Genomic DNA, 13274 nt, shown 5'->3' with positions numbered 1-13274 from the left:
AGTTATGGGCCAACTGGACGTAGCCGGTGATGGAGCCATCTTTGTTTTTACGGCGGATAGTTCGTATGTACATATCTACATTATACGAAACATACTACCCAAATAACAACAAGTAAATAAATTTATCCACAATCCTATGCATGCCTACAACTTTTCACGACAAATTACCCCCGTATGCCTGTGGATAAGCCCGAGAAGCCGCACCACTGCTGCACCCCAATTTCATCCATCTGCCTACAGGGTGCTACCAACTGTCGAACTCGGGTTCCAATCCGCGACTTGCGCAAGCTGATTGCATCCACCATGGACGACATGGGGGTGTGGGACGTGGGGTGGTGGAGGCATATGCCGAGGCATGCCCGATAGAGCCTGAACTGTTCCAGGTGCTGCTCATCGACTTGGCTTTGCCCAACGAGTTTTACAAGAACGTCAAAGAAGTTGTCTACGACCCAGCGACGTTCATGGCCACCGAACTGGAGCCTCTGCTCCAACGGCTGGAAGCCGCCGAGGACAGCAAAGCGCGGGCGCTGAAGGATTTGGCAGAGATGGCTGGGGAACTGACGTCGCCGTCTCACACGCCAAGCGCCGGCGAGCGGTCTGCTCGCCGGCGCACGCCGGACCGGCGCGGGGAAACGCCTGTTCCGGACGAGCGCGTGCGCCCGGATCGCGTAGCCGAACCTGTGCGCGAGAAGCGTGCGAAGTTGCCCGGCAAGACTAAGTCGCTTGGCAAGACTAAGTCGCCTGGCAAGCCGAAGTTGCCCGCCAAGCCGAAGAAACCGCGCGACCCGACCGAGAGAGCCAACCCGCTGCTGAACACGGCCGACCGGAAGAACAAGAAATCCGCGCGCACAAAGGAGCCAGCCGGCCACCGGAAACCCGTCAAGGCGAGCAGGAAAGCCGACACGAGGAAGCCGCGGGCCGCCGCCGGCAACAGGCGGGCAAAGCGGAAGGGGGGCAAGACGTCGTGAAAGTGCTGATGATTGTGACGGAGAAGCTACCTGTTCCGGCCATTCGGGGTGGAGCGATTCAAACGTATATCGACGGGGTCCTGCCGTTGCTGAAGCGTCACCACGAGTTGACGGTACTCGGGGTGGAAGACCCGGACCTGCCGCGCCAGGAGGTGCGGGAGGGCGTTCATTACGCGCGCATACCTGGCAAGGTGTACGACGTGTATGAACAGGGCGTGGCCGATTTTCTGCGCCGATCCGATGAGGCGTACGACCTGATCCACATCTTCAACCGGCCGAAGCTGGTCAACGTGGTGCGGGAGGCGAGGCCAGGCGCACGCCTGGTTTTGAGCATGCACAACGACATGTTTCTGCCGGGCAAGATTGAGCGGGCGGAAGCCAAGCAGGCCATTCGGTCGGTGGAGGCGATTGTCACGGTGAGCGACTACGTCGGCCAGCGGATTGCGGCCGATTACCCGCGTGCCGCGCGCAAATTGCGCACCATCTACTCCGGCGTCGACGTGGACCGGTACAGTCGCGACCTGCACCGTGACGAAGTGCGTCGGGTGCGCCGCGAACTGCACCAGGAGTACGGCCTCGAGGGCCGTCGAGTGGTCCTGTTTGTCGGCCGCCTGTCGCCGAAGAAAGGGGCGGACGTCCTGGTCCGGTCGATGTGGCACGTCGCGAAAACGCAGCCAGACACCGCACTGGTACTGGTCGGCAGCAAGTGGTACAGCGACGACGAAGTGACCGACTAGGTGGCGTACGTCCGCGCGCTCGCCGCTCGGTGCCCGATTCCGGTGATCACCACCGGGTTTGTGTCCCCGGCGGACGTTCACCGGTGGTTTTGGCTGGGCGACGTGTTTGTCTGCCCCTCTCAGTGGGAGGAGCCGCTCGCGCGCGTGCACTACGAAGCGATGGCCGCGAGACTGCCCATTGTTACCACCGCTCGGGGCGGCAACTCGGAAGTCGTGGAGGCGGGGCGCAACGGGTTTGTCGTTGAGGAACCGTCGGATCCAAAGGCGTTCGCCGAACCGATTGTGCGGCTTTTGTCCGACCAACAGCTGCGGCGCAACATGGGGCGCTACGGCCAACGGCTGGCGGAACGCCAGTTCCGGTGGGATCGGGTGGCAGAAGAAGTCCTGGCTGTCTGGGGGGGACGATGATGGGCACGGCACTGGTCACGGGATGCGCGGGATTCATCGGTTCTCACCTGTGTGAGCGACTGCTGGATGAGGGGGAACGCGTCATCGGCGTGGACGTGTTCACCGCCAACTACCCGCGCTGGATCAAGCAGCGCAATCTGGCTGCGGTGGCGGGTCGGCCCGGCTTTACGCTGCTCGAACAGAGCTTGCTGGAGGCAGACCTGCGCCCCTTGCTTCAACAGGTGGATGTCGTCTACCACCAGGCCGCTCTGCCAGGCGTCCGCACCAGTTGGGGCCAGTCGTTCGGAGACTACGTGAGCCACAATATCCTCGCCACGCAGCGGCTGCTGGAAGCCGCCCGCGAGGTACCGGTGCGCCGCCTGGTCTGCGCGTCGTCGTCCTCTGTGTACGGCGGTATGACTGGTCCCGTGGGGGAAGATGGACCCCTGCGCCCGATTTCCCCGTACGGGGTCACCAAGCTGTCGGCGGAGCAGCTGTGTCAGCTGTACGCCCTTCAGTTTGGCCTGTCTGTGGTGTGTCTGCGCTATTTTACCGTGTTCGGCCCGCGGCAGCGGCCAGACATGGCGATACACCGGTTCATTCGCGCGGTGCTGCACAGGCAGCCGCTGACCGTGTACGGGGACGGGGAGCAGACGCGGGACTTCACACTGATTCACGACGCCGTCACCGCCAACCTGCTGGCCGCACAGGCACCCGGTGCGCGCGGCGTGTACAACATCGGCTACGGCGGGTCGTGTTTTCCGAAGGACGTCCGGGCCTTGATTCGCCTTGGCCAGGAACACGGGCTGGTGTTGGACCTGCTGCAAAAGGTTGAACAGGTCAACCAAACACAGGTGGAGTGGTGCATGAGTAAGTTCGCTGGCCGGCTCGGCGGCCTGTCCGGGCGGCGGATTGCACTGCTCGGCCTGACGTTCAAACCGCACACCGACGACATTCGGGAAGCGCCGTCGCTGCGCGTCATCCAGATGCTCTTGCAGGAAGGGGCGCTGGTCAGCGCGTTTGATCCCAAGGGAGCGACACATGTCCAATCGCTGTACCCGGCGGTCCGCTGCGCAGCCACCCCGTACGAGGCGGCGGCAGGGGCGGACGCCGTACTGCTGCTCACCGAGTGGCCGCAGATAATCGGACTGGACTGGCAGGCGCTGCGCCAGGTGGTGCAGGGCAACGTGCTGTTGGACGCGCGCAACGCCCTCCAACCCGAGGCGATACGGCGCGCCGGTTTTCAGTACATGGGCGTTGGCCGAGGCGTTGCCGAAGACGGGGGGGGGGGGATGGGTCATGAAAGGCGTGGTGCTCTGTGCCGGCCGGGGAACCCGGCTACAGCCTTTCTCGTTTTCGCTGCCAAAGACACTGCTGCCTGTGGCAAACCGGCCGGTGCTTGAGCACTGCCTGCAGAAACTGCGGGACGCAGGCATCCTGGACGTGTGCGTCGTTCTCAACCCAGACCAGCGCGACATCGCCGATTACCTGGCCAAGTTGTGTCCACTCGACGTCCAGGTGATTCCGCAACAGCAGCCGCTCGGAATCGCCGACGCACTGCGCAGGGTACGCAGTTTCGTCGGGGACGATCCGTTCGTTGTACTGCTCGGCGACAACCTGGTGCTGGAGCCGCTCGACATCCTGATGGCAGCGCTACCAGGTCATGCCGGTGCGATGCTCCTGGCGCCGGTCGATCATCCGTCCGATTACGGCCTCGCTGTCCTGAAGGAAGGCCGCGTGGTGCGCGTCGTGGAGAAGCCGGCCCATCCGGTGAGCAATCTGGCGATTGTCGGCGTGTACGTCTTCACACCGGAGATCTTTGCGGCGGTGGAGGAGATTTCGCCGTCCGCCCGTGGGGAGTACGAGATCACGGACGCCATTCAATGGCTGATTGACCACGGGCACGCTGTGTCGAGTGTTGTCACCGAGCAGCCGTTTTTCGACGTGGGTACGGTGGACCGCTGGCTGGAGGCGAACCAGTACTTGTTGCGTGCGCATCTTGGCAGCACGGTCGTGGTGGGCAAGAACACCAGGCTGGACAACGTGGTATTGCGCGGCCCGGTGGTCATCGGCGAAGACTGCCTGCTGAAAGACTCAGTGATTGGTCCCTTCGTCTCCATTCAGGACGGCAGTGCAGTAGTGAGCTGTTCGGTGGCGAACAGCATCTGTCTGGCGCGTTCGACGGTGCAAAACATTCGTTCTCCGATTGTGTCCAGCGTGTTCGGCCGGGATTCCCGGTTCGAGCTGGACCCTGCCTTGGAGGCGGAACTGCGCTGTATTGTCAGCGACAAGTCGTATGTGGCGCCGCACTGACCCGGCTGGCCTGCGGACGGTGCTCCGGTACAGCAGTCCACAGCACGGTTGGGACAGCGGCGGGGAACAAAGGGAAAGAGGGCGGGGACCCTGAATACGATAGTATTTCTCGGATGCACGAAGTCGGGTTCCAGCAAGGACGCGACGGAGGCTGCCAAAGAACTCGGTTTTCGCACCGTGCTGCTCACGAACCGCAGGAGTTTTCTTCGGCATCGGGAGGAGTTCCCGGGTGTCGACAAGATGATGCTCACCGACCTGAACCGGCCGGAGGCGGTCAGGGAGCAGATTGAGCGGCTGTGGCAAAGGGGAACGCACATCAGTGCCGTCGTCAGTTTTATGGACTCACACGTGTCGCTGGCTGCCAGGCTGTCGGAGGAATTGGGCCTGCCGAGCCAGACGCGCAGCGCCATCGACCTGGTGCAGGACAAGATCGCGTTTCGCAAGCTGATGGTCGGGACACCGTACTCCGTCCCGTTCTGCATCCTGGCTCCGGATCACGACGACGCGGCGTGCGGATTGGATTTTCCAGTTGTGGTCAAGTCGCCGAGGTCCACCGGCTCGAAAGACGTCCTACTGGCGAACAGCGACGCGGAGTACCGGGATCACGTGTCGAAGCTGCGCAAGCGAGCCCCCGGCGTTAATTTGCTGGTAGAGTCGTATGTAGCGGGTCCGCAGTACCTGGCAGAGGTGCTGGTCCACGACGGCGTGCCGCACGTGGTGGCGGTGATTGAACAGACCGTCACGCTGGCAGAGCGGTTCATCGTCACTGGATACTGCATAGACCCGCACGTCTCACCTGCGTTTCGCGATCAGGTTCAGGAAATGGTGGAGGACATTCGCGACAGGATCGACATGCGGGTAGGCGCGTTCCACGTGGAATTCCGAGTGTCCCATGGGACTTGCAAAATCATTGAAGTGAACCCGCGCATTTCCGGCGCTGCGATGAACCGGCTGATCCTGCATGCATTCGGCATCAACCTGGCGCGCGAGACGCTGCGCTCGCTGCTCGGCGAACGGCCAGAGTTGCAGCGTCGGTTTGAACGGTGTGTCTACGCCCAGTACGTGACCGTGCCTCAGTCCGGGATACTGACGCGGATCACGGGCAGAAAACGGGCGACGCGCGTTCCGTTTGTCCAGGAGGTGTTCGTCAAACCGCGCAAAAACGAGGTTCTGTCTGCGCCACAGTCGATGAGTCACCGGTACGCCTACGTGATCGCGGCGGCAGACTCTGTGGACGCGGCGTGGCAGGCGGCCGTGCAGGCGGCGGCCTGCATCCAGTTTGTCATCCGGCCGCTGAAGGCACCGCGTCCGGTGAGACAGAGGAAGTGAAGTGTCGCTGAGCGCGGAATTTCTAGTCTGTCTGGCGAAGCACCGGCGGGGCCGGAGAGGGACAGGTGCGCCCGAGTACGGGCAGATCGCGTCTCGTCGGCGGGGGCACCACCGCCCCCGTACACGGGACGCGATTTGTATTTGATGAATGAGAAGGCTGCCCGCATCGGCGGCCTTTCCTGTTCAGACGCGGCGGCCAAGGCTGAAACGGTTCAGAACAGCGCCCTCTGCAGCCAGTTGGCGCCGTCCACGGTCAGGCACTCGCCGCTGATGAAACTTCCGTAGGGGGACATCAGGTAGGCGGCAGCGTGGGCAATCTCCTCCGCCTCGCCGAACCGCCCAAGGGGAATGCCGCGCAGCACACGTTGACGCGCCTCTTCCGTCGGCCACAACTGCGGCGCCGCACCGGTGCCGTCGACCGGTCCGGGGGCGATGGCGTTGACCCGGATGCCGTGACGGCCCCACTCCACCGCGAGCGTGCGGGTCATCGCCAGCACGCCCGCTTTGGCGCTGGCGGAGTGCACCACGCCGGGCCCCGCTCCCCAGGCGTAGGTGGCGATGATGTTCGTGATGGTGCCGCCCTGCCCCAGGCCAATCCAGTGGCGGCCGACCGCTTGGCTGAAGTAGAACGTGCCGTCCAGCACGATGCCGACCACCGCCCGCCAGCCGTTGACCGACAGTTTTTCGGCCGGGCAGATGAAATTGCCGGCGGCGTTGTTGACCAGGTGATGGACGGCGCCGAAGTGCTCCAGCGCCACCTGAAGCGTACGCGCCACCTGTTCGGGGTCGCGCACGTCCATCGGCACTGCCAGGGCGCGGCCGCCTTTCGCTTCAATCTCTTTCACCACGGCCTCCAAGTTTTCCAGCTTCCGGCTGGCCACCACGACGTTGGCGCCGAGCGCGGCCAGCTCCAGCGCGATGGCGCGCCCCAATCCCGTTCCGCCGCCGGTCACGATGGCGGTCTGGCCATCGAAAGTGCCCGCGGGCAGCATGGTGCTCCGATCTGTCATACGGTTCCTCCTCCCGTGTGGCTTGAATATATCATTTCCTTCCGACTGGACGGAAGTTTTCGGAGGCGCGTTGACAGGGTGAGAGGCGAACCGGTATCTTGAATTTATCAAGTTGAAACGCAATTTCAAATATGAAACAGCGGGCGGCAGCGGGCTTCGGGGCCGACCGCCACCCTGCCTGGATTCGGAGTGACACGAATGACGCGGGAGCATCTCTTGGCACAGCTGGCGCAATTGTCGGATGAGGACCTGGAAGTGGCGCTGAAGGCTGGGCGTGCGAGCGAGAAAGCCCGGCAACGGGATCGCTATTTTCTTCACCATTTTTTTGCGGAACAGCGAGTGGAAGACGGCGACGGCCAGGCTGCCATCACGCTGCCGGTGACCGATCTCATCCTCAACCCGGCGAAGATGGTGCACGGCGGCGTGACGGCCTTCCTGTGCGACAACGCCATGGGGATGGCCAGCTACATGGAGAAACGCCGGCCTGGTGTGACGCTGGAGATGAGCGTGCGGTACCACAAGCCCGGCCGTGGCCGGCATCTGGTGGCCCGGGGTGAGGTGGTCGCGGCGGGCGCCCTGCTCAATTCCGCCCGCTGCGAGGTGCGTGACGACAGCGGCGCGTTGGTGGCGACGGCAACCGGGACGTTTTACCACCGGCAGGCGCGATGAGCGGGGGAGGGTCGACGATGGATTTTCGCCTGTCTGAAGACCTGTTGGCGATGAAGGAGACCGTGCGCGAGTTCGTGGCGAATGAAGTCGAGCCGCACGCCATGGACATCGAACGGGAGGACCGGGTGCCGGAGGACATTTTGGATCGATCCCGCCGGCTCGGCCTGTTTGGCCTGAGCATCCCCGAGGCTTACGGCGGGATGGGGCTGGACATGGTGGGCAAGGCAGCCATCTTCGAAGAGCTCGGCAAGACCATCAACGGGTACACGACCATCCTCGGGGCCCACAACGGGATTGGGTCCGTCGGCATCGTCGCCTTTGGCAACGAAGATCAACGGCGGCGCTATCTGCCGAAGATGGCGACGGGGGAGTGGATCGGCGCGTTCGCGCTGACGGAGCCTCAGGCGGGATCGAACGCGGCCAACCTGCAGACCACCGCCGTGCGCAAAGGGGACCGCTACATCCTGAATGGCCAGAAGATCTACTGCACGAACGCACCCATCGCTCGCGTGTTCACCGTGATGGCGGTCACCGATCCGGCCAAAGGGGCGTAGGGGATCACGTCGTTCATCGTGGAACGGGACTTCCCGGGATTTCACGTGGGCAGCGTGGAGAAGAAGATGGGGCTGCACGGTTCGCACACGGCCCAGCTGTACTTCGAAGACATGGAAGTCCCGGTGGAAAACGTGCTCGGCGAAGAGGGCCAGGGATATGTCAACGCCCTGAAAATCCTGGCCAACGGGCGCGCCGGGCTGGCGGCCCGTTGCCTCGGGTCGTGCCAATACCTCGTCGATCGGTCGGTTCGGTACGCCCAGGAGCGCGTGCAGTTCGGCAAACCGATCTTCGAGCAGCAGATCATCCAGCACTATCTTGCGGAGATGGCGACGGAAACGGAGGTGTTGCGCGCTTTCACCTACAAGGTCGCTTGGCAGATGGACCAGGGCGAGGACGTGGTGAAGGAGGCTGCGATGCTCAAGCTGTTCGCTTCGGAGGTGTACAACCGCGTGGCGGACAAGGCCGTGCAGGTGCACGGGGGCATCGGCTACATCGCAGATTACCCCATCGAACGGTTTTACCGGGATGCGCGCATCACCCGGATCTACGAGGGGACTTCCGAGATTCAGAAGAACATCATCGCCAGCCGACTGCAGCGGGAATCTTTGCGGCCCTGAAGGGGGTGGACCGGGCGAGTTGCCGACTCGCCCGGGCCGCCAGGTCCAGCGGCCGCAAAGGCAACGGGAGGTGCTTGCGTGAGAAGAATCCATGTGTGGGCGACCCGGCAGGAGATTGAGCCGCGCCGGCTAGAGGGGGCGGTGGCGGTGGTGATGGACGTGTGCCTGGCGACCACCACCCTCGTGACCGCGTTCGAGCGCGGCGCCCGCCGCGTCTTTCCCGCCGACAGCGTGCAGGAGGCGTTGGAGCGGTCGGCCGGGCTGCCGGGGAGCCTGAAAGGTGGCGAGCTGGACGGATTTGATATTCCGGGCTTCGACTGCGGCCCATTGCCGACGGAGTACACCCGGGATCGCGTGCGGGACCGGGATCTGGTGTTCGTCACCACGAACGGGACGCGCGCCATCCGCGCTGCGGAGGCGGCCGAGCGGCTGTTCATCGCTTGCTTTCGCAATACCCCGGCGACGGCGCGGTTTTTGAACACGCTGGCCCCGGAGGACGTTTACCTCATCTGCGCCGGGAGCAGGGGGCATCTGTCGCTGGAGGACTTCGTCTGCGCCGGGCTGTTGACTGAGCTGCTGGACGATGGTCATGCCCGCCTCAACGACGCGGCGGTGATGGCCCGGGCGCTGGCCGCGCAGCGGACCGCCGCGGAGTGGCTCGCACACAGCCGCGTCGGCCGTTGGTTGGCGAGCCGGGGCCTGGAGGAAGTGGTCGCTTTCACGGGCGAAGTGGGGGCGAGTACGTCCGTGGTGGAAGTGCGGGACGGGCTGTTGAAGGAGGCGGAAGCGTGAACTCTTGGTTCTTGAAGTCTGAAAATTAGCAAGTGACATAAAAGACGTCCTCAACGGCATCACGCTGGCGGTGAACGAGATCAACGCGTCGGGGGATATCACCGTGCAGGGCAAGAAGGTGACGTTCAAGGTGGATGCCTTGGACGACAAATACCTGCCCAATGAGGCGGCGACAAACGCCAAGCGGCTGGCGCAGCAGGACCACGCCCCCATCGTGTTCTGCCCGCACAGCGGTGGGATCTTGGCCATTCAAGGCTTCAACGCGAAAGAACAGCCCCAGTTCATCCTCGCGGCGTACAGCAGCGAGCCGGCCATCCTGCAGCAGCAAAACGGCCTGACGGTGATGATTCCACCGCGCTATGACGCCTACTTCGAACCGTTCGCAAAGACAGAGATGGAAAAGTTCGGTAAGCGGCTCGGCCTCATCCCCACCACGACGGCCTATGGAAAAGAGTGGGCGAAAGGCTTCTCCGCGACGTGGCAGAAGTTGGGCGGCACCGTGCTGACCAACAACGGGGTGGACTACAACACCACCACGGATTTTTCCAGCGTCGTCAGCAAGGCCCTCTCGGAGCATCCGGACGTCCTGTTCGTCGGCGGTCCGTCCCAGCCCACGGCACTGGTCATCAAGGCCGCCCGCGACCAGGGGTTCAAGGGCGGCTTCGTGGTGATGGACCAGGCCAAGTTCGAGAGCATGAACGGGATCGTCACGCAGGATATGTTGAACGGCGCGGTGGGCGTGATGCCGCTGGAGAAATACCCTGGCCCCGGCACGTCCCAGTTCATCCAGGCGTTCAAGCAAGCGTACGGCCAGGACAAGGTGCCCAATTCGGAGAATGCCTTGAACTATCAGGCCATGTGGGCCTTTGCGGAAGCCATCAAACTGGCTGGCACGACGACCGACGTCAAGGCCATCATGGCCAAGATGCCGGACGCGGTCAAGGCCGTTCCTGCCCAGAAACAGCCCTATGGTTTGAGCGGCATTTCCTCCGCAGGACACCTGCAGGGACCGGTGGTGGCGGCCTACGTCGATCACGGGCAGTACAACACCCTCGACATCCCATCCCTGGACGGTTGAGGATAGCGGCAGGGGGAAAAGTATGGTAAGCATGGTAGGGTAGCGATACCGTCCCGACGAAGCAACTGGGCGGGCCTGCCGATGTACCGGGCGGGTCCGCCTGCCGTCCCGGTGCGTGACCTGACCAGAGGAGTGAGGATGCCTGGTGGTCTACGAGGTGCCGTCCGTCGCGCTCGCGGCGCGGATCTTAAAATTGCTCAGCCGGTACAAGTACCGCGATTGCACGCTGACGGAGATCGCAGAGCGGCTATCGGTGAGCAAGACCACCTGCCTGCGCGTGTTGAGGACGCTGGAGCGCGAGGATTTCGTCCGTTTCAATCCGGAGACGAAGCGTTACAGCCTAGGGCCGTACCTGATCCCGCTGGGGAATCGGGCCGCCGAACTGAACCAGCGGATCGCCAGTGCCATGGCCGAGTTGCGCGTCGTTGCGGAGAAGACGGCCTTGACCTCCGTTCTCGTGCAGCGCTTGCGCGACGATCGCCTCATCTACATCGCATCGGCGGAGCCGCCTGACGTGCGCGTCCGCATCACGGTTTCCGTCGGCCAACAGTTTCCCATCACCGGCGGTGCGTTCGGCAAATGTTTCTTGGCGTACGACGAGGAGTCCGCGTGGCGGCGATGGACGGCGGGAGGGTTGAAGGCGTTTACGCCGAATACCATCGTGGACCCGGAGCGGTTTGAGGAGAGTCTGCGCGAAGTCCGCCGCAAGGGTTACGCGGTGACGCATGCTGAACTGACGTCTGGCATCTCCGCTGTGGCCGTTCCAATTTTCAACCGCGCTGGACAGGTGGAGTTGGTCATGGCCTGTTTGGCAGTGACCAGCCAATTAAACGAGGAGCGCGAACAGTGCGCGATTTCGCAGTTGCGCGCCAGCGCCGCCCGCCTGTCGGAATGGAGCGGTTATCCGATCAGCATGGAGCGAAAGGACGGCGAATTGGATCCATGAACGTGCGGGAAGTCAAGGGCACCATCCCCGTTCGACCGGGAGAAGGGTTCGACGTGGGGGCAGTGCAGCGATACCTGGCGGAACACGTCAGCGGTTGGGAGGACGGCCCGCTGGAGGTTGTGCAATTCCCGACCGGGGCGTCCAATCTGACCTATCTGATTCAGAGCGGCGAGCGGGTGGCCGTGTTGCGGCGCCCGCCGTTGGGGCCGCTGCCGCCGAAGGCGCACGATATGAAACGGGAATCGTCCTTTCTCGCGCACCTTCACCCGGTGTTCCCCTTGGCACCCCGCCCGTTGGCGTTCTGCGACGATCCGGCGGTCATCGGCGGTCCGTTCTACGTCATGGAGTACCGGCCCGGTGTCGTGTTGGACGCGGAGTTTCCGGAAGGGGTCGCGATGGGCATGGACACCCGAGCCCAGATCTCAGAGTCGTTTGTGCAGGCGTTGGTGCGGCTGCACGCGGTCGATGCCGAGGCGTCCGGCTTGATGGCCTTCGGGCATCCGGAAGGGTTTTTGGAGCGGCAGGTGAAAGGTTGGATCGACCGCTATCACCGGGCGAAGACCGACGACATCCCCGGGGTCGACCGCCTCACGGGATGGCTCGCGGATCATGTGCCGCCATCGCCTCAGGCGACGGTCATCCACAACGACTATAAGTTGAACAATTTGATCCTAGACCAGGACAATCCCACGCGCATCGTCGCGATTGTGGACTGGGAGATGGCGACCGTTGGCGATCCGCTGTTCGATCTCGGCGTCACCTTGAGCTACTGGACTCAACCCGATGATCCCGAGCCGCTTCAGCGCATTCTCCCGACGGTGACGCGGTACCCGGGCTTTTACACCCGGGCGCGTCTGATCGAGCGGTACGCGGAATTGAGCGGGCGCGATGTCGGCGGGATCGAATACTACCAGGTGTTCGCCTACTTCAAGTTGGCGGTGATCCTGCAGCAGATTTACGTTCGGTGGGTCCGCGGACAGACGCGCGACGAACGGTTTGCGACGTTCGGCGAGCGCGTCCGCGTGTTGATTCATCACGCCCTGTCCCATATCGGCTGACCATACACGGCGGCAATCCCGGTGTTGTGGTGCCCATGGTCAGAATCACACATCAAGGGGTTGTCGGGGCGTCTCTTCGTGCGGCGGTGCACTGTGCCGAGGCGTCGAGGATGTCCGGTTGGCGCGAAACACACCTGCAGCGCTGAGCAAGATGAGCGCGGCTCCTATGGCATTCCAGATTCCGATGGGCTCGCCCAGCAACGCCCAGCCGAGGAACAGCGCAATCGTGGGATTCACATACGTATAGGTCAGGACGATGCTCGCCGGCAAGAGCCGAAGCGCGATTTCGAACGACGTGAAAGCCAGTACGGATCCGAAGAGGATGAGGTAGGCCAGGGCCATCCAAGCCTGGTACGACGGCATATCTCCAAGAGTGCCGTCCACAGCGGGACAGTGCTGATCATGAGTAAGCGTCAAATAGTCCGCACCTAGCGCCAAGCCTTGGTCTGCGAGATGATTCCCCCAGAACCCAATCATGGAGGGATCATCGTGACGAAAGCGGAGTTGGAAGAGCTTCGTGAGCTTTGGCGCGCCCGCGTGGCCGACTTCCGGGCCAGTGGACAAACTGGTGCGGCATGGTGTGCTGCCCACCAGATCAAGGAGCACCAGTTGTGGTATTGGGTGGGCAAGTTCAAGGCGGAGCAGGTCGAGTCGCAGCCTCGTTTTGTCCCCATTCATGTCCAGGAACCGACCGGAGAGGTGGACAAACCGCTGTCCGTTCGTGTGGGCCCGGCCATCATCGAGGTCACGCCCGGTTACGACACTGAACTGCTGCGCGATGTGGTGCGCACGTTGTCCGGCCTATGCTGAACATC

Annotated in this window: 12 protein-coding genes and 2 pseudogenes; 12 read left to right on the top strand and 2 right to left on the bottom strand. The window is 63.2% G+C overall.

Going from position 1 to position 13274, the window contains the following annotated elements; translation table 11 throughout:
• Positions 1-335: 335 nt before the first annotated feature.
• The 5 genes and pseudogenes from BM357_RS17385 to BM357_RS17365 all read left to right on the top strand — a co-directional run bounded on the left by BM357_RS17385 (position 336) and on the right by BM357_RS17365 (position 5734).
• Positions 336-968 carry a protein kinase family protein gene (locus BM357_RS17385; protein WP_074956494.1) on the top strand — a complete coding sequence of 211 codons (633 nt, stop codon included), beginning with the start codon at positions 336-338 and terminating at the stop codon, positions 966-968.
• A gap of 8 nt (positions 969-976) precedes the next feature.
• A pseudogene (locus tag BM357_RS17380) lies at positions 977-2113 on the top strand (glycosyltransferase family 4 protein).
• Positions 2113-3495, top strand: coding sequence for an NAD-dependent epimerase/dehydratase family protein (locus BM357_RS17375; RefSeq protein ID WP_074956492.1), 1383 nt, complete (start codon positions 2113-2115; stop codon positions 3493-3495). The pseudogene BM357_RS17380 and the gene BM357_RS17375 overlap by 1 nt, the downstream one beginning before the upstream one ends.
• Positions 3392-4405 carry a sugar phosphate nucleotidyltransferase gene (locus BM357_RS17370; RefSeq protein ID WP_074956490.1) on the top strand — a complete coding sequence of 338 codons (1014 nt, stop codon included), beginning with the start codon at positions 3392-3394 and terminating at the stop codon, positions 4403-4405. Before BM357_RS17375 ends, BM357_RS17370 begins: the two co-directional genes overlap by 104 nt.
• 48 nt (positions 4406-4453) lie before the next feature.
• Positions 4454-5734 (top strand): ATP-grasp domain-containing protein, encoded by a 1281-nt coding sequence (locus BM357_RS17365; RefSeq protein WP_281245618.1) that lies wholly within the window; start codon positions 4454-4456, stop codon positions 5732-5734.
• Positions 5735-5946: 212 nt separating this feature from the next.
• Here the strand turns inward: BM357_RS17365 and fadH are convergent, their stop codons facing one another.
• A complete protein-coding gene (gene fadH, locus BM357_RS17360; RefSeq protein ID WP_245784071.1) occupies positions 5947-6744 on the bottom strand; it encodes a 2,4-dienoyl-CoA reductase in 798 nt (265 codons plus the stop codon).
• A 198-nt stretch (positions 6745-6942) separates the two neighbouring features.
• Here fadH and BM357_RS17355 point away from each other — a divergent pair, with 198 nt between their 5' ends.
• From BM357_RS17355 to BM357_RS17330, 6 genes and pseudogenes are all read left to right on the top strand, one after another.
• Complete coding sequence (locus BM357_RS17355) at positions 6943-7413, top strand: PaaI family thioesterase (protein ID WP_074956488.1); 471 nt, start codon at positions 6943-6945, stop codon at positions 7411-7413.
• A gap of 17 nt (positions 7414-7430) precedes the next feature.
• Positions 7431-8585 (top strand): annotated as a pseudogene (locus BM357_RS17350) (acyl-CoA dehydrogenase family protein).
• A gap of 78 nt (positions 8586-8663) precedes the next feature.
• Complete coding sequence (locus BM357_RS17345; protein WP_083430646.1) at positions 8664-9377, top strand: 2-phosphosulfolactate phosphatase; 714 nt, start codon at positions 8664-8666, stop codon at positions 9375-9377.
• A gap of 37 nt (positions 9378-9414) precedes the next feature.
• A complete protein-coding gene (locus BM357_RS17340; protein WP_083430645.1) occupies positions 9415-10455 on the top strand; it encodes an ABC transporter substrate-binding protein in 1041 nt (346 codons plus the stop codon).
• A gap of 145 nt (positions 10456-10600) precedes the next feature.
• Positions 10601-11401, top strand: a complete 801-nt coding sequence (locus BM357_RS17335) for an IclR family transcriptional regulator (RefSeq protein WP_074956482.1) — start codon at positions 10601-10603, stop codon at positions 11399-11401.
• On the top strand, positions 11398-12459 hold the full coding sequence (locus BM357_RS17330; RefSeq protein WP_074956479.1) for a phosphotransferase family protein: 1062 nt from the start codon (positions 11398-11400) through the stop codon (positions 12457-12459). The genes BM357_RS17335 and BM357_RS17330 overlap by 4 nt, the downstream gene beginning before the upstream one ends.
• Before the next feature lie 45 nt (positions 12460-12504).
• Here the strand turns inward: BM357_RS17330 and BM357_RS17325 are convergent, their stop codons facing one another.
• Entirely contained in the window at positions 12505-12822 is a 318-nt protein-coding gene (locus BM357_RS17325) for an EamA family transporter (RefSeq protein WP_074956477.1), read from the bottom strand.
• 126 nt (positions 12823-12948) lie between these two features.
• Here BM357_RS17325 and tnpA point away from each other — a divergent pair, with 126 nt between their 5' ends.
• Positions 12949-13269 (top strand): IS66 family insertion sequence element accessory protein TnpA, encoded by a 321-nt coding sequence (gene tnpA, locus BM357_RS17320; protein ID WP_245784070.1) that lies wholly within the window; start codon positions 12949-12951, stop codon positions 13267-13269.
• Positions 13270-13274: the final 5 nt, after the last annotated feature.

The sequence above is a fragment of the Paenalicyclobacillus macrosporangiidus genome (assembly GCF_900116805.1).
Classification (GTDB): Bacteria; Bacillota; Bacilli; order Alicyclobacillales; family Alicyclobacillaceae; genus Alicyclobacillus_H; species Alicyclobacillus_H macrosporangiidus.
This window is presented reverse-complemented; position numbering and strand designations above follow the sequence as displayed.

Bases quoted from the DNA above. Each gene is read 5' to 3' on its own strand.
- BM357_RS17375 (WP_074956492.1), top strand. From the start codon at position 2,113: ATGGGCACGGCACTGGTCACGGGATGCGCGGGATTCATCGGTTCTCAC.
- BM357_RS17370 (WP_074956490.1), top strand. From the start codon at position 3,392: ATGAAAGGCGTGGTGCTCTGTGCCGGCCGGGGAACCCGGCTACAGCCT.
- fadH (WP_245784071.1), bottom strand. From the start codon at position 6,744: ATGACAGATCGGAGCACCATGCTGCCCGCGGGCACTTTCGATGGCCAG.
- BM357_RS17355 (WP_074956488.1), top strand. From the start codon at position 6,943: ATGACGCGGGAGCATCTCTTGGCACAGCTGGCGCAATTGTCGGATGAG.
- BM357_RS17330 (WP_074956479.1), top strand. From the start codon at position 11,398: ATGAACGTGCGGGAAGTCAAGGGCACCATCCCCGTTCGACCGGGAGAA.
- BM357_RS17325 (WP_074956477.1), bottom strand. From the start codon at position 12,822: ATGCCGTCGTACCAGGCTTGGATGGCCCTGGCCTACCTCATCCTCTTC.